The sequence below is a fragment of the Streptomyces sp. NPDC054847 genome, assembly GCF_053610925.1.
Map to the genome: position 1 here is coordinate 1 of NZ_JBSGZJ010000062.1, position 23,287 is coordinate 23,287.

A 23,287-nucleotide genomic window follows, 5' to 3' on the forward strand; every position below is an offset into this window, starting at 1 on the left:
CTCGGGCGCCGGGACCCCTTCCTGTCAGCGGGTCCCCGCAGAAGCGGCAGCACAAGGAGGCACCCGCAAGTCCGCGCGGGCATCCGCGCCGGTTCCCGCGCGGGGCGTACGACGGGCGCATCTCCGGATCCCTCCCCTGCCCTCAGTGGGGGTCCCCACCCCCCGGGCCGTGGTCATATGCCTCAGCCTCAGGGTGGCACGCGATTGCCCCGGCCGCTGCCATTCCGGACGGAAAACGGTTTCATCCATGTGAAAAAACGGACCGGCCCCGCCCCCTCCGGGGAGGGGACGAGACCGGCCGGGACGCAAAGCAGCGCGGACAAGCAGCGCTTCAGCACGACAGCGCTACCGGCGTCGACGCTCAAGAGCCGCTCCCACCTCCAGGGCGTCGGCGCCTCATGACGTCAGCGCCCCGAGACGCTTCCGTCCCAGGGCGTCGGCATCTCACGGCGTCGGCGCCCCAAAACGTCAGGGTCTCAAGACGTCGGCGCCGCAAGACGTCGGCGACTCAGCGCTTCGCGACGAACACGTGAGAAGCCACCTCCGCGTCCAGTTCCGCCGCCTCACCGCTGCTGCCGACGAGCACACCGCCCGCCGACTCCGTCACGCTCACCACGGAACCGGGCTGCACGCCCGCGCGCCGCAGCGTGTACATCAGCTGGGCGTCGGTCTGGATCGGCTCGCCGATCCGCCGCACGACGACCGTCTTGCCGTCCGCACCCGGGTCCAGCTCGGCCAGGGAGACCATGCTGTCGTCCAGGAACGGGTCGGCCTCGGCCTTCTCCCCCAGCTCCTCCAGGCCCGGGATCGGATTCCCGTACGGAGACTCCGTCGGGTGACGCAGCAGCTCCAGCACCCGCCGCTCCACCGCCTCGCTCATCACGTGCTCCCAGCGGCAGGCCTCCGCGTGGACCTGCTCCCACTCCAGCCCGATCACGTCGACGAGCAGACACTCGGCGAGCCGGTGCTTGCGCATCACGCGTGTGGCCAGCTGCCGGCCTTCGCCGGTCAGTTCCAGATGCCGGTCGCCGGCCACCGTCACCAGTCCGTCGCGCTCCATGCGCGCCACGGTCTGGCTGACCGTCGGACCGCTCTGGTCGAGCCGCTCCGCGATCCGGGCCCGCATGGGCACCACACCTTCCTCCTCGAGCTCGAGGATGGTGCGGAGATACATCTCCGTCGTGTCGATCAGTCCGGACATACGTGCCCCTCGATGCTGTGACTTGAAATCAGTCGTTCGCTGGCCCCAGGTCAATTCTTGCGCATCGCGCCGACAACCGTGCCCGGCTCTGCCAGGGCCGTATTGACAGGGCAATGGTCCAGACCGCAACGTGATCCGCGACACGGGTACCACCGGTATTCCCCCCACCCTGCGGAAAGGGCTCGGCGATGAGCGAGAGCAAGCTGGCCGGTCAGTTCTTCGACGCCGCGATCGGTCTGCTGCAGCACGTGCGGGACGAGGAGTCCCGGAACATCGCGGCCGCCGGCGCGGCCGTCGCAGACACCGTGGAAGCGGGCGGACGGCTCTTCGCGTTCGGTGCCGGGCACTCCTCGCTCGCCGCACAGGACGTCGTCTACCGGGCCGGCGGCCTCGCCGTGATGAACCTGCTCGCCGTCCCCGGCGTCGTCGGCGTCGACGTCATGCCCGCCACGCTCGGCTCAGCGCTCGAGCGCGTCGACGGGCTCGCGGGCGCGGTGCTCGACTCCAGCCCCGCGCGGGCCGGCGATCTGCTCGTGATCATCTCCCTCTCGGGCCGCAACGCGCTGCCCGTCGAGATGGCCATGAACGCCCGCGCCCTCGGCCTCACGGTCATCGGTGTGACCTCCGTCGCCTACGCCACGGAGACGAAGTCCCGCCACGCGTCCGGCACGTTCCTCAAGGACCACTGCGACATCGTGCTCGACTCCCACATCGCCGTCGGTGACGCGGAGCTGACCCACCCGGGCATCGAGGCGCCGTTCGCCCCCGCCTCTACCGTCGTGACCAGCGCGCTCATGCAGGCGACGATGGCAGCCGCAGCGGAGCAGCTCGCCGATCGGGGCATCGAGCCGCCGCTGCTGCGCTCGGGCAACGTCGACGGCGGGCACGAGTGGAACGGCCGCGTGATGGCCGAGTACCGGGACCGCATCTTCTTCCGGCACTGAGGCGAACGGCCCGGGCAGCCGGCCGCCCGGCCGGCGGCCTCAGTCGCCCGTCGACTGCGCCAGGTCCAGTGCCGAGGCCGTGAGCACCGCGACGCTCTCCGCGTACACGGCGTCCGGGCGCTCGAACGCAGGACGGGCCGCGCCGCGCAGGAAGGTCAGCACGCCGACCGTCCGGCCGCGGCTGCGCAGCACCGTGCACAGGGCGTGCGCCGCGTCCTCGGGCCACTGCCGGCGCTCCGCCCACTCCCCGGGCGTGCCCTCCGCGCCCGCGCTCGCCCGCACCGAGCCGAGCCGCTCCACGGCCTGGAGCGCCGGGTGCCCGGGCGCGTACCGCACCGGAAGCCCGCCGCCCGCCACTCCCGCGGCGGGGCCGGGCGCGCCGGCCGGTGACGCGACGGCCCGCACCAGACGTTCCCCGCCGCCCTCAGTACCGTCGCCGTCCCCGCCGCCGCCCTCGGTCACGTCGAGCAGGGCGTGGTCGGCGAAACCCGCCAGCGCGAAGTCGAGATAAGCGGTCGCCGCCTCCAGCGGGTCCTCGCACTCGGAGGCCGCACGCCCCGCCCGGTGCAGCTGACTCGACCTGAACCGCAGCCGGTTCGCCTCCTGCTCCGCCAGCTTGGCGTCGGTCACGTCGTGGAACAGCCACCCCACCCCGAGCGGAACCGGCTCCTCCGCCAGCGGGGAGGCGAGCCGCACGAACCCGCTGCGCCAGCAGCGCCGTTGCTCCCGCCCGCCGGTCGACGCGACGGCCACCCACAGGTCCACCAGACCCCGCGGCGCGCCCTCCGCCAGCACATGGTGCAGCGCGCCCTCGAGCTCCTCCACGCCCTGCTCCAGCAGCTCGCCGAGCGGCCGCCCGAGCGCGGACGTACGGCCCGCCGCGAGCGCACGGGCCGCCTCGCCGTTGACGACGGCGGGCCGCAGATCCACGTCGACCAGCACGACGCCCCACGACGCCTCCTCGAAGAGCGCCTCGCTCAGCGCGATGGACCGCTCGAGGTCGATCTGGGTGTGCACCTCGCTGAAGGCGCAGTAGACCCCGGCCGGCTTGCCGTCCCCGCCCAGCACCCGCGCGGACTGGGTCCGTACGAGCACCCGCCCGCCGTCCTTCCGCAGCAGCGCGAACTCGTGCACCTGCCGGCCCGGCGCCTCCATCGCGGCCATCAGCCGGCCCTGCACCTCGGCCGCGTCCGCGCTGCGCACGGCCCACCCGGCGAAACCCCGCCGCCCGACGGCCTCCCGCGCCGACCAGCCGAGTATCCGCTCCGCCTCGCGGTTCCAGTGCGTCACGACCCCCGCGGCGTCGAAGGCGCACAGCGCGGCGTCCATGCCGTCGAGCAGCGCCGCGAGCAGATCCGCCCCCGGCGGCCCCGGCTCCCGCCCGCCGGCACCGGGCGCGTCGGTGATCTCACTCCTGGAAGCACTCATCCCGGGACCCCCTGCAGGACGTGTCCACGTGTGCTGATGCCCGTCACGACCATTCAACTTCAACGTGACGCACAACACATACGGTTCCCGGAAATCATTGCGCCGGGACGGCCCCGGCCGACACGCGGGTGAGGGGCAGCTCACTCAGCGGCGCGAGCTGCCCATCACCACGGCCGTGCGGGAACTCTCGGCAGACCACGCCATATGCGCGGCCTCTACCACCGATTCCAGACCTAGGAGGCCGCAATTGTTCGTATGCCACACCTTTGTGCGATGAAAGCTTCCATCCCAGCACTCGTCCGACGCCGCCGGGTTAGCTTCGACGTGATTTCGGACTCGTGAGGTCACTCGCTCCCAGCACACACCGGCTGCGCCGGTGTGCCTTCGAGTGACCAGCCCCAGTCATCGTGATCGCCAGATCGAGGACGGTGCACCTGATGACTACGTTTTCTGTAGGCGAGCAGACCCACCGGGCTGTGCTTCCTCAGCAGCCCGCACTGGAATCCGTGGGAGCAGACACCCCTGGGAGCAGGGACGAAACGGCTCACGGACTTCCCGTCGCGCAACGGGAGACCGGCAGGGAACATGGGCGAGGGGAGACCGCCGGCGACAGCACCGGGTCCCGGCGGCGACACGCCGATCAGGCAGTGACCGGGAGCGGTGACGCTCCCACCCGAAGCAAGGGATACAGCGGTGGGGCAGGCTCCGGGCGGGTGTTCGTCCTCGCTCGGGACGGCAGCCCGCTCATGCCCTGCCACCCCGCCCGCGCACGCGAGCTGCTGAGGAGATCCCGGGCCGTCGTCGTGCGCCTCGCGCCGTTCACCATCCGGCTCAAAGATCGCGTCCGTGCTCAGTCGGAGGTCAGTGGTGTGCAACTGCGTATCGATCCCGGGTCCAAAGGCACCGGCATCGCCGTCACCGACACAAAGGCCGAGAAAGCCCATGACGGCAGCACGATGACGGTACGGCGTGGTCTTGTCGCCGTTGAGCTCCTGCACAGAGGAGAACAGATCCGTAAGGCCATGGCCCAGCGTGCGGGCTACCGCCGCCGGCGCCGTTCAGCGAACTGCCGCTACCGAGCCCCGCGGTACCGAAACCGTGCCCGCCCGAAGGGTTGGCTGGCCCCGTCGCTCCAGCACAGAGTCGACTCCGTCGCGTCCGTGGCGGACCGCCTGTGCCGGCTTGCCCCCGTGACCGAGGTCCACATGGAGCTTGCGGCGTTCAACACGCACGCCATGAGCGAAGGCAGAGGCCTCAGCGCGGTCGAGTACCGCAAGGGCACGCTCGCCGGGACCGAGATCCGTGAGTACCTGCTGGCCAAGTGGAAACGATCTTGCGCCTATTGCGGGGCCTCGGGGGTACCGCTGAACGTCGAACACATTCGCTCCCGAAGCCGCGGCGGTTCCAGCCGGCTCTCGAACCTGACACTCGCCTGCGTCCCCTGCAATCAGGCCAAGGGTGCTACCCCTGCCGAGGAATTTCTTGCTTCTTCTCCGGAACGCCTGGAGCGGATCCTCCGCGACGTCAGAATGCCACTGCACGATGCGGCGGCAATGAACGCGACTCGTGGACGGCTGATCAGTGCACTCGAGCACCTGGGACCGCCGGTGCACACATGGACCGGTGCCCGCACGAAGTGGAATCGCGAGGCCATGGGACTGAGCAAGTCCCATACGCTCGACGCACTCTCCGTCGGGAGGCTGGACCACGAGAACGGCGACACCATCGTCCGTGTGTGCGCCCAGGTTCTCGTCATCAAGGCGGCAGGCAGAGGTGCGTACGCCCGCACGACGCCGGACCGGTTCGGCTTTCCCCGCCTCAGGCGTCCGCGCCGCAAGAGGCACTGCGGATTCGTCACGGGCGATTTGGTTCGTGCCACCGTCCCGGCAGGCCGCTGGAAAGGCACATGGTCCGGGCGGCTCGCCACCCGGACCACGGGCCATCACAGCCTCACGACTCCGCAGGGGCGCTTCAACGTCTCGTACAGGAACCTGCGGCTCCTGCAGAGGGCGGACGGCTATGCCTACAGCGTCCGACAGGAACTTCAAAAAATGGGTTGATCCCGGCAGCCGAGGCTTTTTAAGGTGTGTGCACGCTCAGAAAGGAGGTGATCCGGAAGTGATTTCTTACCGGACAAGCGAGGTGGCTGCGGGCTGACGCCTGCCGTCGCACTCTGTGCACCTCGGCAGTCGTCTGCCGAAACCCAAGCAGTCACCCGACCCGTGGGCCGCCGGTAAGTCCGGCCGGCTCCCTCCGTCCGGACGGAGGGACCAAAGGCCCACGGGTCGTCTGCGTTTCCAGGGGCCGGCGCCCGCTCAGGGGGCGAGCCGTTCGATCGTCCAGCCGACGTCCGTGCGGACGTACCGCAGCCGGTCGTGGAGGCGGTTCTCGTGGCCCTGCCAGAACTCCACCGCGTCGGGTACGACCCGGATGCCGCCCCAGTGGGCGGGCGCGGGAACCTGGGCGCCCTCGGGGTAGCGGGCGGACAGTTCCTCGTACCGGCGCAGCAGTTCCTCGCGGGAAGAGATCACCCGGGACTGGTCGCTCGCCCAGGCGCCGAGCTGGGAGCCGTGCGGGCGGGTGCGGAAGTAGGCGGCGGTCTCGTCGCGGCCGATGCGGGCGGCCCGGCCGGTGACGATGATCTGGCGCTCGAGCGGGTGCCACGGGAAGAGCAGCGAGACGTGCGGGTTGGCGTCGATCTCACGGCCCTTCCGCGAGTCGTAGTTGGTGAAGAAGACGAAGCCGCGTGCGTCGTACTGCTTCAGCAGCACCGTGCGCGAGGAGGGCCGGCCGTCGGGTGTCGCCGTCGAGACGATCATCGCGTTGGGCTCCAGCAGGGCGGCCGCGGCGGCCTCGGCGAACCACTGCGCGAACTGTTCCATGGGGCCGGCGGCCAGCGCGTCCTCGTCGAGCGGTGTCGAGCGGTACTGCTCGCGCATGACGGCCGGGTCCGGGACGACGAGTTCCGTCTCTGCAGGGTGGGGCACGGGCAGGCCCGCGACGGTCACGTCCGAGGGGCGGGGTTCGGGAGCGGCGGCGTGGTCGGTCACAACGCCATCCTGCCGTAGGGACCGAGTTTGCCCGGCACGGAGTGCCGTCAATCCTCCTCGGGCGAAATGGGGCAGTGTGCCGGATGTCACGCTTCCCCGCATCGGCCGGACCCGCCAAAATCTTGGGTCCGGCCACTGTGGCCTCCATACACCAGGGGATATCGTGCCTGCCTCCCCGGCGGTTGGGTGACCACCGGCCGCACGGGGCATCACGGGAGTGTCCGACCTGTCCGTCGGCCGCCGTTATGCCGCACCCCTTTGCCGCAAACGTCTTGCCGCACACGTCTTGAGGAGCCGCCTGATGTCCGACTTCGTACCTGGACTCGAGGGAGTCGTCGCGTTCGAGACGGAGATCGCCGAACCGGACAAGGAGGGCGGCTCGCTCCGCTACCGGGGCGTCGACATCGAGGAACTGGTCGGGCACGTGTCTTTCGGGAACGTGTGGGGCCTGCTCGTCGACGGCGCCTTCAATCCGGGTCTGCCGCCGGCAGAACCGTTTCCGATCCCGGTGCACTCCGGCGACATCCGGGTCGACGTGCAGTCGGCGCTGGCGATGCTCGCCCCTGTGTGGGGTCTCAAACCGCTCCTCGACATCGATGAGGCGCAGGCCCGTGACGACCTGGCGCGGGCGGCCGTGATGGCGCTCTCGTACGTGGCACAGAGTGCCCGTGGCCAGGGTCTGCCGATGGTTCCGCAGAGCGAGATCGACAAGGCGGAGTCCATCGTCGAGCGGTTCATGATCCGCTGGCGCGGCGAGCCCGACCCGCGGCATGTCAAGGCCGTCGACGCGTACTGGACGTCGGCCGCGGAGCACGGCATGAACGCCTCCACCTTCACGGCCCGTGTGATCGCGTCCACCGGCGCGGACGTCGCGGCGGCGCTGTCGGGCGCGGTGGGCGCGATGTCCGGTCCGCTGCACGGCGGGGCGCCGTCCCGGGTCCTCGGCATGATCGAGGAGATCGAGCGGACCGGTGACGCGACGGCGTACGTGAAGCGTGCCCTGGACAAGGGCGAGCGGCTGATGGGCTTCGGGCACCGGGTCTACCGCGCGGAGGACCCGCGGGCCCGTGTGCTGCGCCGTACGGCGAAGGAGCTGGCCGCGCCGCGCTTCGAGGTGGCGGAGGCTCTGGAGAAGGCGGCGCTGGAGGAGTTGCACAACCGCCGCCCGGACCGGGTGCTGGCGACCAACGTCGAGTTCTGGGCCGCGATCATGCTGGACTTCGCGGAGGTCCCGGCGCACATGTTCACGTCGATGTTCACGTGTGCCCGTACGGCCGGCTGGTCGGCGCACATCCTGGAGCAGAAGCGCACGGGCCGGTTGGTGCGTCCCTCGGCGCGTTATGTGGGCCCGGGGGCCCGCAGCCCGCGTGAGATCTCCGGCTACGAGGACATCGTGGGCTGACGGCGGGCGGCTCTGCCGGTCGCAGGCCGCCGGGCGGGGTGTGCGCCGCGCCTCCGCCCGGCCTCAGCCGAGCGCCTCCTCGACCAGCGCCGCCCACTGCGCCACGACCCGTTCCCGGCGGGCCGCGTCGTCGGTGAGGAGGTTGGCGAGGCCCAGGCCGCGGGCCATGTCCAGCAGGCCCTGCACGGTTTCGCGGACGCCCGGGCGGGACTCGTCCGCGTTCAGCAGGCGGACGGCGATGCGGTGGGTCTCGCGGCCGACCTTCGCCTCCAGTTCGGTGACCCTGGGGCGCAGCTGCTCCTCGTTGGAGGCGGCCACCCACAGGTGGAGCGCGGCCCGGAACAGCGGCCCGGTGTAGAGGTCGACGAGTGCCGCGACGACGGCGGCGCGGTCCTGCGACGGGAGGTCCCGCAGTGCTTGCGAGCGTTCCTGGGCCACGTATTCGACGGCGGCCGTGAACAGGTCCTCGCGGGTCGGGAAGTGGTGCTGTGCCGCCCCGCGTGAGACGCCGGCCCGTTCGGCCACCACGGAGACCGTGGAGCCTGCCCAGCCGACCTCGGCCAGGCAGGCCACCGCGGCCTCCAGCAGCCGCTGCCGGGTGGCCCGGCTGCGGTCCTGCTTGGGGGCCTTGGCGGTCGGTGGCGTCACAACACCCATGCGGGGTCCCGTCGTTCGAGGAAGGCCGTCATCCCTTCGCGCGCCTCGGACGATGCGAACAGCGACGCCGAGCGCTGGACCAGGTCCTCCGCGTCGCGGTCGAAGGTTTCCAGCACCCTAGCCGTGACCAGTTCCTTCGATGCCGCCAGCCCCTGGGGGGAGGCCCTGCGCAGTCCGTCGAGGAGCGGCGCGAGGGCCGTGTCGACGTCGTCCGCGGTGAGGGTGAGCAGCCCGGTGCGGGCGGCTTCCGCCGCGTCGAAGCGTTCCCCGGTGAGGTAGTAGCGTCCGGCGGCCCGCGGGTCCATGCGGGGCAGCAGCGGCAGGGAGATGACGGCGGGTGCGACGGCGATGCGCACTTCGGTGAAGGCGAAGTCGGAGTCGCTGCTGGCGGCGGCGATGTCGCATGCGCCGACGAGGCCGAGGCCTCCGGCCCGCACATGGCCGGCGATCCTCGCCACCACGGGCTTGGGCAGTGACACGATCTGCCGGAGCAGTCCGACGAACGTGTACGGGTTGGGCGGTGACTTGAGGTCGGCGCCGGCGCTGAACGTGGAGCCGGTGTGCGTGAGGACGACGGCGCGTACGTCCTCGTCGTGGGCGCACTTGCCGAGCGCTTCCGTGAGTTCGCCGACGAGCCTCGCCGTCAGGGCGTTGCGGTTGGCCGGCGAGTCCAGGGTCAGGGTGGTGATGCCGCGCTCGTGCGTGGTGGCGATGGTCACGTGCTACTGCTCCTTCGTACCGTTCTCGCGGACCCGCAGTTCCCGTCGGAGGATCTTCCCGGACGCGGCGCGGGGGACGGCGTCGATGAACTCGACGCGGCGGACCTTCTTGTACGGGGACACCTGGGCGGCGACGAAGTCGAGGACGTCCTCCTCTTTCAGGTGTTCGGTGCCCGGCTGCCGTACGACGTACGCCTTCGGGATCTCGTTGCCGTCGTCGTCGATGACGCCGATGACCGCCGCGTCCGCGATCGCTTGGTGGGTGAGCAGCAGCGCCTCCAGCTCTGCGGGGGCGACCTGGTAGCCCTTGTACTTGATGAGTTCCTTGACGCGGTCGACGACGAACAGCCAGCCGTCGTCGTCGACGCGCCCGACGTCGCCGGTGTGGACCCAGCCGTCGGCGTCGATCATCGCGGCGGTGGCGTCGGGGCGGCCGAGGTAGCCCTTCATCACCTGCGGTCCGCGGATGGCGATCTCGCCTTCTTCTCCGGTGCCCAGTTCCCTGCCGGAGCCGTCGAGGTCGAGGATGCGCATCTCGGTGCCGGGCAGCAGGAGGCCCACGGTGCCGGGTGGTGGGTTCTGGGCGGTGAGGGGTACGACGTGGGTGCCCGGTGAGAGCTCCGTCATGCCGTAGGCCTGCCGTACCGGCGGCAGCCCGAGCCGTTTCGAGCATGCCTCCGCGAGGCTCGCGTCGAGCGGGGCGGCGGCGCTGAGGATGTACTCCAGCGACGAGAGGTCGTAGGAGGCGACCGCCGGGTGCTTGGCGAGCGCGAGGACGATGGGCGGGGCGACGTACAGCCCGTTGATGCGGTGTTCCTGGATCGCGCCGAGGAAGGTGTCGAGCTCGAAGCGGGGCAGGACGACGACCGTCGCGCCCTGTTTGAGCGGGGCGTTCATCAGGGCGGTGAGCCCGTAGATGTGGAAGAAGGGCAGGACGGCCAGGATGCGGTGCCCGGGTCCCGCCGGGGCGACCGGTTCTAGCTGCGCCAGGTTGGTGGCGATGGACCGGTGGGTGAGCATCACGCCTTTGGGGACGCCGGTCGTGCCGGACGAGTACGGCAGGGCGGCGACGTCGTTGGACGGGTCGATGGTGATGTCGGGCTCCGGCGCGGTGGAGCCGAGCATGTCGAGGACGCTGACGTGTCCGTCGGCGCGGTCGCAGACGAAGATCTCCTCGATCCCCGCGGCGAGTTCGGCGGCCCGGCGGGCCACCTCCAGCAGCGGGGAGACGGTGACGATCCAGCGGGCGGAGGAGTCGCGCAGCTGCTTGGCGAACTCCTCCGCCGTGGCCAGCGGATGGACGGTGGTGACGGCGGCGCCGGCGCGGGTGGCTCCGTAGAACACGGCCGGGTAGGCGACCGTGTTGGGGCTGTGCAGTGCCAGGACGTCGCCCTTGCGCAGGCCGGCGTCCGCGAGCGCGGCGGCGATGCGCCGGTGGAACAGGTCGAGTTGCCCGTAGGTGACGGTGGTGCCGTTCACTCCGTCGACGAGGGCGACGGTGTCTCCGTACTCGGCGGCTCTTCCGAGCACGCTCTCGTGGATGGGTTCGACGACTGCCGGGACATCTGCGTAGCTGCTGCGGAACACCATGTGTGCGCTCCCTCGGCGTGTGTGGACGGCCAGAATGTCGTCTCTCAGTACGACTTGGGGAGACCCAGGGACTGGTGGGACACGTAGTTCAGGATCATTTCGCGGCTGACCGGGGCGATCCGTGCGACGCGGGCGGCCGCGATGAGCTTGGCGAGGCCGTACTCGCGTGTGAGTCCGTTGCCGCCGAGGGTGTGGACCGCCTGGTCGACCGCTTTCACACATGCCTCACCGGCGGCGTACTTGGCCATGTTCGCGGCCTCGCCGGCGCCGATGTCGTCGCCGGCGTCGTACAGGGCGGCGGCCTTCTGCATCATCAGCTTCGCGAGCTCGAGTTCGATGTGGGCCTGTGCGAGGGGGTGGGCGACGGCCTGGTGGGCGCCGATGGGTGCCTTCCAGACCTGGCGGGTCTTCGCGTACTCGACGGCCTGGGTGAGGGCGTAGCGGCCCATGCCGATGGCGAAGGCGGCGGTCATGATGCGTTCGGGGTTGAGCCCGGCGAACAGCTGGAGCAGGCCCGCGTCCTCTCCCCCACAGCCTTCGGCGTGGGAGGTACCCCCACCGACGAGCGAGTCGGCGGGAAGCCGTACGTCGTCGAGCACCAGCTCGAACTGCTTCTCCTGCGCCTGGAGTTCCATGTCGATCACCGACCGGCTGAAGCCTTCGGCGTCGCGGGGGACGATGAACAGGCACGGCTTGAGACTGCCCGTCCGAGCGTCCTCCGTGCGGCCGACGATCAGGGTCGCGTCGGCGATGTCGACGCCGGAGACGAAGACCTTGCGGCCGCTCAGTATCCAGCCTTCGCCGTCCCGGCGGGCGGTGGTGGTGATCCGGTGCGAGTTCGATCCGGCGTCGGGTTCGGTGATCCCGAAGGCCATGGTGAGGCTGCCGTCGGCGAGGCCGGGCAGCCACTGCCGCTTCTGCTCGTCGGTGCCGAAGCGGGCGATGACGGTGGCGCAGATGGCGGGCGAGACGATCATCATGAGGAGGGGGCAGCCGGCCGCGCCGGACTCCTCTAGGACGATGGACAGCTCGCTGATGCCGCCGCCTCCGCCGCCGTACTCCTCGGGGAGGTTCACGCCGAGGTAGCCGAGCTTGCCGGCCTCGGCCCACAGGGTGGCACGGTCGAAGCCGGGGCCGTGCCGGCGTCCGAGCGCGGCGACGGCTTCCCGCAGGTCCTTGTGCTCCTGGGTCTCGATGGCGTTCATGACGCGGTGTCCTCCTGTGCGTTGGCGGCTTCGCGGACGGTTTCCGTGGCGGCGTCGGCGACCGGTCGGGCGTCGGCTTCCGTGGGGGTCTCCGTGACGACGGCGAGCAGGGCGCCGACCTCGACCTGGCGGCCGGGTACGGCGTGGAGTGCGGTGAGCGTGCCGGAGGCGGGCGAGACGATCCTGTGCTCCATCTTCATGGCCTCCAGCCAGACCAGCGGCTGGCCCTGGGTGACCGCCGCGCCTTCGATCACGCCGTCCCCGACCCGGACGACGGTCCCGGGCATGGGCGCGAGCAGCGATCCGGGTTCGGCCCGGTCCTGGGGGTCGGTGAAGCGGGGCCGGGGGGTGAGGGCGTACGCCCCGGCGGGCGAGTCGACGTACACGGTGCCGCCGCGGTCGGTGACGTCGTAGGTCCGTACGACCCCGTCGATCTCGAGGGTGACGCGGTGCGGCTCGGCCCGCACGACGCGGGTGCCGGGGCGGTCCACGAGGTCGAAGCCGCCGTCCCTGGTGGGCCGGTAGCGGACCTCGTGGTCGCCGTAGCCCTTGACCTGGTCCGTGGAGGGCAGGTTTCGCCAGGCCCCGCCGAACCGGCCCGTGCGTCCGGCCGCGTGGGCGAGGGCCGCGGCGACGGCGGCGTGCTCCTCGCCGGGGGCCGGCCGGGTGAGGTCGGCCAGGTTCCGCTCGTAGAACCCGGTGTCGAGCAGGCCGCCGGTGAAGTCGGGGTGCTCCAGCGACGCGACGAGCAGCTCCCGGTTGGTGACGGGGCCGTGCACCCGTGCCCGGCGGAGGCTGTGCGCGAGCCTGCGCACCGCTTCGGCGCGGGTGGGCGCCCAGGCGATGACCTTGGCGATCATCGGGTCGTAGTGGACCCCGATGACGTCCCCGTCCGCGTATCCGGCATCGACCCGCACCCGGGGCGTGCCGTCCGCGGGGTCCGGGCCGCCCGGAGCCGCGTCCATGGGGAAGCTCAGCTCGTGCAGCCGCCCGGCCTGCGGGGTCCAGCCGGAGGACGGGTCCTCCGCGTAGAGGCGTGCCTCCACGGCGTGCCCGTCGGCGGTGGGCGGGTGCGGCGGCAGGGCCGCGCCTTCCGCGACCGCGATCTGCAGGGCCACCAGGTCCACGCCGAAGACCGCTTCGGTCACCGGGTGTTCCACCTGGAGCCGGGTGTTCATCTCCAGGAAGTGCGCGCGGCCGTCCTCGTCGAGGAGGAACTCGACCGTGCCGGCGCCCCGGTAGTCCACGGCGCGTGCCGCCGCCACTGCCTGTGCGTGCAGTGTCCCGGCCTGTTCGGGGCCGAGGCCCGGTGCCGGGGCCTCTTCGATGACCTTCTGGTGGCGGCGTTGCAGCGAGCAGTCCCGGGTGCCGAGCGCCCACACCGTGCCGTGGGCGTCCGCGAGGATCTGGACCTCGACGTGGCGGCCGGCCTCGATGTAGGGCTCGACGAAGACCTCGCCGTCGCCGAAGGCCGATGCCGCCTCCGAGCGGGCCGCCGCCAGCTCCGCCGGGAGCGAGGCGAGCGAGCGGACCACGCGCATTCCCCGGCCGCCGCCGCCCGCCGCCGCCTTCACCAGGACGGGAAGGTCGTCGTCGGTGACGGAGGCGGGGTCCAGGGACGTGAGGCCCATGAGCTGCTTGGCGCGGGTCTTGGACGCCATGGCCTCGATGGCGTCGGCGGGCGGGCCGATCCAGATCAGACCGGCGTCGGCCACGGCCCGCGCGAAGTCCGCGTTCTCCGAGAGGAATCCGTATCCGGGGTGGACGGCGTCGGCGCCCGCGGCCTGGGCCGCTTTGACGATCGCCTCGCCCCGCAGGTACGTCTGGGCCGGTGTGTCGCCGGGCAGCCGCACCGCCGCGTCCGCCTCCCGTACGTGGAGGGCGGTGGCGTCGGCGTCGGAGTGGACGGCGACCGTCGTGATGCCCAGCCGGCGGCAGGTGCGGAAGACACGGCAGGCGATCTCGCCGCGGTTGGCGACAAGGACAGTGGAAATCACAGGAGGGTCCTCACATCCGGAAGACGCCGAAGCCGCCGCGCGCGCCTTCGACCGGTGCCGTGTGGATGGCGGACAGGCACAGACCGAGCACCGTCCGGGTGTCGCGCGGGTCGATGACGCCGTCGTCGTAGAGCCGCCCGGACAGGAACATCGGCAGCGACTCCGCCTCGATCTGCTGCTCGACCATGGCGCGCAGGCCGGCGTCCGCCTCGTCGTCGTAGGGCTGTCCCTTCGCCGCGGCGGACGCCCGGGCGACGATGGACAGCACGCCGGCGAGCTGCTGGGGGCCCATGACCGCGGACTTGGCGCTGGGCCAGGCGAACAGGAACCTCGGGTCGTAGGCCCGGCCGCACATGCCGTAGTGCCCGGCGCCGTAGGACGCGCCGATGAGGACCGACAGGTGCGGGACACGGCTGTTGGACACCGCGTTGATCATCATGGCGCCGTGCTTGATGATGCCGCCCTGCTCGTACTCCTTGCCGACCATGTAGCCGGTGGTGTTGTGCAGGAACACGAGCGGTACGTCGCGCTGGTTGGCGAGCTGGATGAACTGCGCGGCCTTCTGGGACTCGGCGGAGAACAGCACGCCCTGGGCGTTGGCCAGCACGCCGACCGGGTAGCCGTGCAGCCGCGCCCAGCCCGTGACCAGACTCGGCCCGTACAGCGGTTTGAACTCGTCGAAGTCGGAGCCGTCGACGATGCGGGCGACGACCTCGCGCGGGTCGAACGGGGTCTTCAGGTCCTCCGGCACGATCCCGAGCAGTTCCTCCGCCGCGTACTTGGGCGGCTCGGCGGGGCCGGGGTCCGGGTGCGCCTTGCGGTGGTTGAGGCGGGCGACGATCCGCCGGGCCTGGCGCAGCGCGTCGGGCTCGTCGAGTGCGAAGTGGTCGGCGAGTCCGGAGGTGCGGGCGTGCATCTCGGCGCCGCCGAGCGACTCGTCGTCGCTCTCCTCGCCCGTCGCCATCTTCACCAGCGGCGGACCGCCCAGGAAGACCTTCGACCGGTCCTTGATCATGATGGTGTGGTCGGACATTCCGGGCACGTAGGCGCCGCCGGCGGTCGAGTTGCCGAAGACGACGGCGATCGTGGGGATGCCGGCCGCCGACAGGCGTGTGAGGTCGCGGAACAGGGCCCCGCCGGGGATGAAGATCTCTTTCTGGGAGGGGAGGTCCGCGCCGCCGGACTCGACGAGCGAGATCACCGGCAGCCGGTTGGCGTAGGCGATCTCGTTGGCGCGCAGGGCCTTCTTGAGGGTCCAGGGGTTGGAGGCCCCGCCGCGTACGGTCGGATCGTTGGCGGTGATCAGGCACTCGACGCCCTCCACCGTCCCGATGCCGGTCACGATCGAGGCGCCCACCGGGTAGTCGCTGCCCCACGCGGCGAGCGGGGACAGTTCGAGGAACGGGGTGTCGGGGTCCAGCAGCAGCTCGATGCGTTCGCGGGCCAGCAGTTTGCCGCGGCCGCGGTGCCGGGCCACGTACTTCTCGCCGCCGCCGGCGAGCGCCTTCGCGTGCTCGGCGTCCAGTTCGGCGAGCCGGCCGAGCATCACGGCGCGGTGGGCGGTGAATTCGGGGCCGGTCACATCGACGGCCGAGGCGAGAACGGTCACAGCAGAGCCTCCGGGATGTCGACGTGCCGGGCGCGCAGCCACTCGCCGAGCGCCTTGCCCTGTGGATCGAAGCGGGCCTGCGCGGCGACCCCTTCGCCGAGGATCCCGGCGACGATGAAGTTGAGGGCGCGCAGGTTGGGCAGTACGTGCCGTACGACGGGCAGTTCGGCGGTCTCGGGGAGCAGCGCGCGCAGCCGGTCGACGGTGAGTTCGTGGACGAGCCAGCGCCAGGCGTCGTCGGTGCGGGCCCATACGCCGATGTTGGCGTCGCCGCCCTTGTCGCCGCTGCGCGCGCCGGCCACCAGTCCGAGCGGGGCGCGGCGCGTCGGGCCGTGCCGCGGCGGCTCGGGCAGCGCGACGGGCCCGGCGTCGGTGAGCTCCCGGGTGACCCGCGCGTGGGGGACGGTGACGCGCCCGCCGTCGTGCAGGACGGCGGTGTGCGGGACGCCGGCCGCCTCTGTGTACGCGGCCTCGAACACGCCGTACGGGGCGCCCTTGCCGGGCGGGGCGGTCACATGGAAGCCGGGGTAGCTGCCGAGCGCGAGCTCGATCGCGGCGCTGCTCACGGCGCGGCCGACGCGTTCCGCGTCGGGGTCGCGGACGACGAGCCGCAGATAGGCGGCGGCGCGCTCCTCGGTGTCGGGGTCGGCGCTCTGGGTGCGGGCGAGTTCCCAGCGCACCTCGGCGGGCGGCTGCTTGCCGAGCGCGTCCTCCATCTGCTCCCGTACGAGCCGGGCCTTGGCGTCGATGTCGAGTCCGGTCAGCACGAAGGCGACCTCGTTGCGCCAGCCGCCGAGGCGGTTCAGGCCGACCTTGAGCGTGGGTGGCGGTGCCTCGCCGCGCACTCCGGAGATCCGCACCCGGTCGGGGCCGTCCTGCTCGAGGCGGACGGTGTCGAGCCGGGCGGTCACGTCCGGGCCGGCGTACCGGGCGCCGCCGGTCTCGTACAGCAGTTGGGCGGTGACGGTGCCGATGTCCACGAGGCCGCCGGTGCCGTCGTGTTTGGTGATGACGGAGGTGCCGTCGGCGTGGATCTCGGCGACGGGGAAGCCTGGCCGGCGGATGTCGTGGCCGCCCTCGGCGAAGAACGCGTAGTTGCCGCCGGTCGCCTGGGTGCCGCATTCGAGGACGTGCCCGGCGACGACGGCGCCGGCGAGGGCGTCCAGGTCGTCGGGGCCCCATCCGAAGTGTGCGGCGGCGGGGCCGGTGACGAGGGCCGCGTCGGTGACGCGTCCGGTGACGACGATGTCGGCCCCCGCGCGCAGGCAGGCGGCGATCCCTCCGCCGCCGAGGTAGGCGTTGGCGGTGAGCGCGCCGGGGAAGCGGGCGGTGAGGTCGTCGCCCTCGACGTGCGCGACGTTCACGGGGACGCCGAGACGGGCGGCCAGCGCACGGACGGCGTCGGCGAGGCCGGCGGGGTTGAGTCCACCGGCGTTGGCGACGATGCGCACGCCTTTGTCGTGGGCGAGGCCGAGGGTCTCCTCGAGCTGCCGCAGGAAGGTCCTGGCGTAGCCGAGTCCGGGGTCCTTCAGACGGTCGCGGCCGAGGATGAGCATGGTGAGCTCGGCGAGGTAGTCCCCGGTGAGCACGTCCAGCGGCCCGCCGGTGAGCATCTCGCGCACGGCGTCGAAGCGGTCGCCGTAGAAGCCGGACGCGTTGCCGACGCGGAGCACCCGGGCGCTGTGCGCGGCCTCGGGGCCGGTCACGGCCTGCCGCCTTCCGGCACGTCGCCGGCCGGAGTGCCCGCACCGGGCGCCCGCCCGGCACCGGGCGGGCCGGCGAAGGCCTGGGCGATGTCCAGCCAGCGGCCGGCGTCGGCGCCTTCGGCCCGCAGGGCCAGGTCGTCGCGGTGGGCGCGTTGGGTCACCAGCAGGCAGAAGTCGATCGCCGGGCCCGTCACGCGCTGTGCCGCGTCCTCGGGTCCGTAGGTCCACAATTCTCCGCCGGGGCCCGTCAGTTCGACGCGGAACGGTTCGGCGGGCGGGGTCAGCCCGTGCACGCCGAAGGCGAAGTCCCGTGTGCGGACACCCAGTCGGGCCACCTGCGCCAGACGCGCGGTCGGCCGCCGTACGACGCCGAGAGCGTCGGCGATGTCCTGGCCGTGCGCCCAGGTCTCCATGAGCCGTGCGGTCGCCATCGACGCGGCGCTCATCGGCGGCCCGTACCAGGGGAAGCGGGTGCCGGCGGGGGCCGAGCGGAGTGCCTCGGCGAGCTGTTCGCGGCCGGTCCGCCAGCGGGCGAGCAGTTCGCCGGGCGGCAGGGCGGCGCCGGCCTGTGCGCCGTCGTCCACGAACGAGTCGGGGGCGGCGAGCGCCTTCTCCACCTCCGCGGCGAAGCCGCCGGGGTCCGTGACGGCCGTCAGGGCGGCGGCGTCGGTCCAGGCGAGGTGGGCGATCTGGTGGGCGACGCTCCAGCCGGGGGCCGGCGTCGGGGCGGCCCACCGCCCGGGATCCAGCTCTCTCACCAACTGGTCGAGGTCTTCGCTTTCGCTGCGCAAGTCGTCGAGTACGACGGCCGGGTCGGACACGGAGCGCTCCCCTGTGGGACGACGGTCTGTGCCCCGGAGCATGGCAGCGCCCCCGGAAACAAGCAAGCATGCTTGCTTTGATTCAGTCCGGTCGCCGGCCCGCGGACGCGTCGAACCGCAGGTCAAACCGCATGGCACCGCAGAATTGAATCTCTGTGAACCTCAAGGGTGGTTCGGCCGGCGCTCACCGCGGGCCCGTCCGGCACAGCAGGACCCGGCACCGACGCCCCGACGACCGGACGGAACGGCCCGCCGACCACGTCGGCGGGCCGTTCCGGCGCGTCACGCCCCGGGCGCCCGCTTCACGGCCGCCTGCGTCCGTACCGCGCCCATGCTCGCCACGATGACCAGCACGATCGCCAGCCCCTCCGCCGGCGAGAGCGCCTGGCTCAGCAGGAGGAACCCGGCCGCCGCGGCGATCGCCGGCTCCAGGCTCATCAGCACCGCGAACGTCGCCGCGGGCAGCCTGCGCAGCGCCAGCAGCTCCAGGGTGTACGGCAGGACCGACGACATCAGCGCCACCGCCAGCCCCAGCCCGAGCGTCGAGGGCACGAACAGCCGCGACCCCGCCTCCACCAGACCGAACGGCAGGCTCAGCAGCGCGGCGAAGCCCATCGCCAGCGCCAGCCCGTCCGCCTGCGGGAAACGCCGCCCGGTGCGGGCACTGAAGATGATGTACGCCGCCCACATGCCGCCCGCAGCCAGGGCGAACGCGGCACCGACGGGGTCGAGCCGGTCGAAGCCGCCGCCGCCGAGCAGGACTACGCCGCCGAGCGCCAGCGCCGCCCACAGGAGGTTCACCAGCCGCCGGGAGGCGATCACGGAGAGGGCGAGCGGTCCCAGCACCTCGAGCGTGACCGCCGCACCGAGCGGAATGCGGTCGACGGCCTGGTAGAAGAGCATGTTCATCCCGCCCATGGCGGCACCGAAGGTGATCACGGTGGCCCAGTCGGTGCGGGAGTGTCCGCGCAGCCGCGGCCGGCAGATCACGAACAAAACCAGGGTCGCGAGCACCAGCCGCAGCGTGACGACGCCCAGCGCACCTGCCCGCGGCATCAGCATCACGGCGACGGCGGCCCCGAACTGCACGGAGAGCCCGCCCGCGACGACGAGCGCGACGGGCCCGAGGGAACGCCGGGCACCGGACGGCGGCGCCCCGCCGGGGCCCTGCGCCGCGGCGCCCGCCGCCTCCGGCAGCACCACCGCCGCGGCACCGGCCTGCGCCCCTGTGCCCGTGCCCGCGGACTGCGCGTCCTTCACCCCGGCCTCCCTGAACCGTCGCCGCTTTCGTCCTCCCAAGCTACGGATCGGTGCGCCGCGCGTGAAATGCGTTTCTCGCTGCGGTTATGCTCCACGCGTATGAGCATCGAGCTGCGCCATCTCCGCTGCTTCCTGGCCGTCGCCGAGGAGTCGAGCGTGACCAGGGCCGCGGCCCGGCTCGGCCTCACCCAGCCCAGCGTCTCCCGCGCGCTCGCCTCGCTGGAGCAGCATGTGGGCGTCCGGCTGGTCGACCGTTCCACCCACCACGTCGCCCTCACGGCGGCGGGCCGCGTCTTCCGCGACAAGGCGGCCGTGGCCGTCGCCGCCTTCGACGACGCGCTCGACACCGGGCGGCTCCCGCACCGGCCCCTGCGCCTCGGGCACGCCTGGTCCGCCCTCGGGCCGTACACGACCCCGCTGCTGCGCCGGTGGCAGCGCGAGCGCCCGGACGTCCCCCTCGAACTGCTGCGGGTCGACGACCGTACGGCGGGGCTCGCCCGCGGCGAGGTCGACGCCGCCGTACTGCGCGGGCCCGTGGACACCCCCGGTCTGGCCACCGAGCTGCTGTTCACGGAGCCCCGGGTGGCCGCCGTGCCGTCGGACGACCCCCGCGCGGCGGCGGCCTCGCTGACCCTGGCCGACCTGGCGGCCGGCCCGGTCGTGCTGAACACGGTGTCCGGCCTGACCACCCTGGACCTGTGGCCGCCGGAGATCCGGCCCCCGGCGACGATCACGGTCGCCAACACCGACGACTGGCTCACCGCGATCGCCGCGGGCCGCGGCGTGGGCGCCTCGGCCGCCTCCACCGCCCAGATGCACGCGCACGGCGGTGTCACCTACCTGCCGTTGTCGGACGCCCCTCGGGTGCCCGTCCTCCTCGCCTGGCGCAGCGCCTCGCCCCACCCCGCCGTGCGGCAACTCGTCGCGCTGGCCAGAGCGGTGACCCGGCCGCGCTGACGCACACCGTCCGGGCGCGACGGACCGGGGTGCCGGCCCTGCGGGAGACGAGTGCCGAGCCGCCCGGCGCGGCCCGTGATAGGCAGGTCGTATGAAGCGCGACGAGCTGGTGTGGTTCCTCCGCAGGAACAGGCTCGCGGTCCAGGCCTCGGCCGCACCGGACGGATCACCTCAGGCGGCGGTCGTCGGATTCGCCGTCAGCGACGACCTCGAGATCGTCTTCGACACCGTCGAGACGACCCGCAAGAGCCTCAACCTGCGGGCCGACCCGCGTATCGCCCTCGTCATCGGCTGGGACGACGCGATCACCGTGCAGATCGAGGGGCTCGCGGACTTCCCCGCCGGCGACGAGCTGACGCGCCTCCAGGAGTGCTACTTCCGCGTGTACCCGGACGGCCGGGACCGGCTCTCCTGGCCGGGGATCACCCATGTGCGGGTGCGCCCGACGTGGGTGCGGTACAGCGACTTCACCCAGGAGCCGCCCCATGTCGTCGAGGTCTCCCCCGCGCAGCTCGGCTGAGACGCCCGCCTTCGCCGCGTCCCCCTTCCGCCGGCGGCCCGCCATGCGCCTCAGGACCGCCCTGGCGCCCCGTCCGGCCACCACCAGCAGCAGGACGGCCGCGACGCACAGCGCCGCACCGAGCGCGCCGGCCGTTCCGCCGCGCAGCACCGAGACGACGAACGACCCGAGGCCCTTGTCCGCCGGGTCGACCGGGTCCACCGCGATCGCGGACACCAGCAACTGACCCACCAGGGCGGCCAGGAGCAGCACCGCGCAGGACCGCGCCAGCAGACCTACGACGCCGGTCCGCCCGACGGTCTTCCGCATGGCATCCGCTCCTTACTGGCCGGCCGCCCATCCTGCCGGATGCCGGGGGATCACGTCGTGACCGGTCCCTCGTCCAGAGCTTCCGCCAGGACCTCCGCCAGATGCCGGGCCCGGCGGCCGGCGAGCTGCTCGAGCTGGGTGCGGCAGGAGAAGCCGTCGGCCAGCAGCTCGGTACCCGCGGCGGCCGAGCGCACGGCGGGCAGCAACTGCTCCTCCGCACACGCCACCGACACTTCGTAATGCCCCTTCTCGAACCCGAAGTTGCCCGCGAGACCGCAGCAGCCGCCGCTCAATGCGCCTTCAAGCCCCGCGCGTTCCCGCAGGCGGCGTTCCGCCGTGTCACCGAGGACGGCGTGCTGGTGGCAGTGGGTCTGGCCCGCCACCGGGCGGTCGATCCGAGGCGGTTCCCATCCGGGGGCGCACTCCTCCAGGGCCTGTGCGAAGGTCCGCACCGACGCCGCCAGGCGGGCCGACCTCGGGTCGTCGCCGAGCAGCTCGGGCAGATCGGTCTTCAGGGCGGCCGCACAGCTCGGCTCCAGCACGACGACGGGCATCCCGCGTTCGAGCAGCGGCTCGACGACGTCGAGCGTGCGCCGCATGACCGTGCGCGCCAGGTCGAGCTGGCCGGTCGAGACATAGGTGAGTCCGCAGCAGACCCGCCCGGCCGGCAGCGTGATGCCGATGCCCGCCGCCTCCATGACCCGCCACGCCGCCTCCCCGACGTGCGGCGAGAGGTGGTCGGTGAAGGTGTCCGGCCACAGCACGGCCGTGGGCCGGCCGGCGGGCCGCCGCCCGCGCAGCCGGCGGCGCAGCGTCCCGCGCGCCAGGCGCGGCAGGTCCCGTTCCGGCGCGATGCCGGCGAGCCGTTTGGCGAGCGCGGCCAGCGGCCGCACCCGGGCCGCGGCGTCGAGCAGCGGCGCGAGGGGGGCGGCGGCGCGCAGCCACTGCGGGAGACGGCCCATGGCGTAGTGGGCGGCGGGGCGGCGGCGGCCCGCGTAGTGGTGGTGGAGGAACTCGGCCTTGTAGGTGGCCATGTCGACGCCGACCGGGCAGTCGCTCCGGCAGCCCTTGCAGGACAGGCACAGGTCGAGCGCGTCACGCACCTCGGGCGAGCGCCAGCCGTCGGTGACGATCTCCCCGGCGAGCATCTCGTGCAGCAGCCGCGCCCGGCCCCGGGTGGAGTGCCGCTCCTCGCCGGTCGCCCGGTACGAGGGGCACATCAGGCCGCCGCCCGCGGCGGCGTCCTCGGTACGGCACTTGGCGACGCCGACGCAGCGGCGCACCGCGCCCGCGAAGTCTCCGCCGTCGTGCGGGTAGCCGAAGGCGACGTCGACGGGCCGGGCGGGGAGCACGGCGAAACGCAGGTTCGCGTCCAGCGGCGCGGGACGTACGAGCATGCCCGGGTTCATGCCGCCGGCCGGGTCCCACAGGTCCTTGAACCTGCCGAAGAGGCCCACCAGTTCGTCCCCGTACATCTTGGGCAGCAGTTCGGCGCGGGCCTGGCCGTCGCCGTGTTCGCCCGACAGGGAGCCGCCGTGGGCGACGACGAGGGAGGCGACCTGTTCGGAGAACGCGCGGAAGCGGCGGACGCCCTCCTTGCTCAACAGGTCGAAGTCGATGCGGACATGGACGCAGCCGTCGCCGAAGTGCCCGTAGGGGGTGCCGCGCAGGCCGTGTTCCGCCAGCAGGGCGCGGAAGTCGCGCAGATAGGCGCCGAGGCGGGCGGGCGGCACGGCGCAGTCCTCCCAGCCGGGCCACGCCTCGCCTCCGTCGGCCCGCCGGGTCGCGGTGCCCGACGCGTCCTCCCGCAGCCGCCACAGGGCGCGTACTGCGGCCGGGTCGTCGACGACGGCGCCGTCGAGGGCGTCGGCGGCGCGCGTGATCCGCTCCGCCCGGTCCCGCGCCTCCGCGG

General features: G+C 72.5%; 19 protein-coding genes. 6 read left to right on the forward strand and 13 right to left on the reverse strand.

Going from position 1 to position 23,287, the window contains the following annotated elements:
- Positions 1–508: 508 nt before the first annotated feature.
- A complete protein-coding gene (locus ACWGH4_RS10180) occupies positions 509–1,201 on the reverse strand; it encodes a metal-dependent transcriptional regulator (protein WP_005316070.1) in 693 nt (230 codons plus the stop codon).
- Positions 1,202–1,389: 188 nt separating this feature from the next.
- On the opposite strand from ACWGH4_RS10180, the gene ACWGH4_RS10185 reads away from it, so the two are divergent.
- A complete protein-coding gene (locus ACWGH4_RS10185) occupies positions 1,390–2,145 on the forward strand; it encodes an SIS domain-containing protein (RefSeq protein WP_453458134.1) in 756 nt (251 codons plus the stop codon).
- A gap of 39 nt (positions 2,146–2,184) precedes the next feature.
- Here the strand turns inward: ACWGH4_RS10185 and ACWGH4_RS10190 are convergent, their stop codons facing one another.
- Positions 2,185–3,573 (reverse strand): PAS domain-containing protein, encoded by a 1,389-nt coding sequence (locus ACWGH4_RS10190; protein ID WP_453458137.1) that lies wholly within the window; start codon positions 3,571–3,573, stop codon positions 2,185–2,187.
- A 713-nt stretch (positions 3,574–4,286) separates the two neighbouring features.
- Here ACWGH4_RS10190 and iscB point away from each other — a divergent pair.
- Positions 4,287–5,633: an RNA-guided endonuclease IscB gene (gene iscB, locus ACWGH4_RS10195; protein WP_453458140.1), complete on the forward strand. Its 1,347-nt coding sequence runs from the start codon at positions 4,287–4,289 to the stop codon at positions 5,631–5,633.
- Between the two features lie 255 nt (positions 5,634–5,888).
- On the opposite strand, the gene pdxH is transcribed toward iscB, so the two are convergent.
- Complete coding sequence (gene pdxH, locus ACWGH4_RS10200; RefSeq protein ID WP_453458142.1) at positions 5,889–6,623, reverse strand: pyridoxamine 5'-phosphate oxidase; 735 nt, start codon at positions 6,621–6,623, stop codon at positions 5,889–5,891.
- 301 nt (positions 6,624–6,924) lie between these two features.
- Here pdxH and ACWGH4_RS10205 point away from each other — a divergent pair, with 301 nt between their 5' ends.
- The gene (locus ACWGH4_RS10205; RefSeq protein ID WP_441265142.1) at positions 6,925–8,025 is read left to right on the forward strand and encodes a citrate synthase 2; all 1,101 of its coding nucleotides are present in this window, start codon (positions 6,925–6,927) and stop codon (positions 8,023–8,025) included.
- Between the two features lie 63 nt (positions 8,026–8,088).
- On the opposite strand, the gene ACWGH4_RS10210 is transcribed toward ACWGH4_RS10205, so the two are convergent.
- From ACWGH4_RS10210 to ACWGH4_RS10250, 9 genes are all read right to left on the reverse strand, one after another.
- Positions 8,089–8,682 carry a TetR/AcrR family transcriptional regulator gene (locus tag ACWGH4_RS10210; protein WP_453458146.1) on the reverse strand — a complete coding sequence of 198 codons (594 nt, stop codon included), beginning with the start codon at positions 8,680–8,682 and terminating at the stop codon, positions 8,089–8,091.
- Complete coding sequence (locus ACWGH4_RS10215) at positions 8,670–9,401, reverse strand: enoyl-CoA hydratase family protein (protein ID WP_453458148.1); 732 nt, start codon at positions 9,399–9,401, stop codon at positions 8,670–8,672. Before ACWGH4_RS10215 ends, ACWGH4_RS10210 begins: the two co-directional genes overlap by 13 nt.
- Positions 9,402–9,404: 3 nt before the next feature.
- Positions 9,405–10,991, reverse strand: a complete 1,587-nt coding sequence (locus tag ACWGH4_RS10220; RefSeq protein WP_453458151.1) for a 4-coumarate--CoA ligase family protein — start codon at positions 10,989–10,991, stop codon at positions 9,405–9,407.
- A gap of 44 nt (positions 10,992–11,035) precedes the next feature.
- A complete protein-coding gene (locus ACWGH4_RS10225) occupies positions 11,036–12,196 on the reverse strand; it encodes an acyl-CoA dehydrogenase family protein (RefSeq protein WP_453458154.1) in 1,161 nt (386 codons plus the stop codon).
- A complete protein-coding gene (locus ACWGH4_RS10230) occupies positions 12,193–14,193 on the reverse strand; it encodes an acetyl/propionyl/methylcrotonyl-CoA carboxylase subunit alpha (protein ID WP_453458157.1) in 2,001 nt (666 codons plus the stop codon). Before ACWGH4_RS10230 ends, ACWGH4_RS10225 begins: the two co-directional genes overlap by 4 nt.
- A gap of 10 nt (positions 14,194–14,203) precedes the next feature.
- Complete coding sequence (locus tag ACWGH4_RS10235; protein ID WP_453458160.1) at positions 14,204–15,802, reverse strand: acyl-CoA carboxylase subunit beta; 1,599 nt, start codon at positions 15,800–15,802, stop codon at positions 14,204–14,206.
- The gene (locus ACWGH4_RS10240; RefSeq protein WP_453458162.1) at positions 15,799–17,508 is read right to left on the reverse strand and encodes an acyclic terpene utilization AtuA family protein; all 1,710 of its coding nucleotides are present in this window, start codon (positions 17,506–17,508) and stop codon (positions 15,799–15,801) included. Before ACWGH4_RS10240 ends, ACWGH4_RS10235 begins: the two co-directional genes overlap by 4 nt.
- Entirely contained in the window at positions 17,505–18,329 is an 825-nt protein-coding gene (locus ACWGH4_RS10245; RefSeq protein ID WP_453458165.1) for a TIGR03084 family metal-binding protein, read from the reverse strand. Before ACWGH4_RS10245 ends, ACWGH4_RS10240 begins: the two co-directional genes overlap by 4 nt.
- Positions 18,330–18,611: 282 nt before the next feature.
- Positions 18,612–19,589, reverse strand: coding sequence for an EamA family transporter (locus ACWGH4_RS10250; RefSeq protein WP_453458168.1), 978 nt, complete (start codon positions 19,587–19,589; stop codon positions 18,612–18,614).
- 99 nt (positions 19,590–19,688) lie between these two features.
- Here ACWGH4_RS10250 and ACWGH4_RS10255 point away from each other — a divergent pair, with 99 nt between their 5' ends.
- The 3 genes from ACWGH4_RS10255 to ACWGH4_RS10265 all read left to right on the forward strand — a co-directional run bounded on the left by ACWGH4_RS10255 (position 19,689) and on the right by ACWGH4_RS10265 (position 21,292).
- Positions 19,689–20,546 carry a LysR family transcriptional regulator gene (locus ACWGH4_RS10255; RefSeq protein WP_453458171.1) on the forward strand — a complete coding sequence of 286 codons (858 nt, stop codon included), beginning with the start codon at positions 19,689–19,691 and terminating at the stop codon, positions 20,544–20,546.
- Between the two features lie 91 nt (positions 20,547–20,637).
- On the forward strand, positions 20,638–21,066 hold the full coding sequence (locus ACWGH4_RS10260) for a pyridoxamine 5'-phosphate oxidase family protein (protein ID WP_453458174.1): 429 nt from the start codon (positions 20,638–20,640) through the stop codon (positions 21,064–21,066).
- Between the two features lie 43 nt (positions 21,067–21,109).
- On the forward strand, positions 21,110–21,292 hold the full coding sequence (locus ACWGH4_RS10265) for a hypothetical protein (RefSeq protein ID WP_453458177.1): 183 nt from the start codon (positions 21,110–21,112) through the stop codon (positions 21,290–21,292).
- 133 nt (positions 21,293–21,425) lie between these two features.
- On the opposite strand, the gene ACWGH4_RS10270 is transcribed toward ACWGH4_RS10265, so the two are convergent.
- Positions 21,426–23,287 (reverse strand): FAD-binding and (Fe-S)-binding domain-containing protein (locus ACWGH4_RS10270; protein ID WP_453458180.1); only part of this gene is annotated, 1,862 nt, incomplete at its 5' end.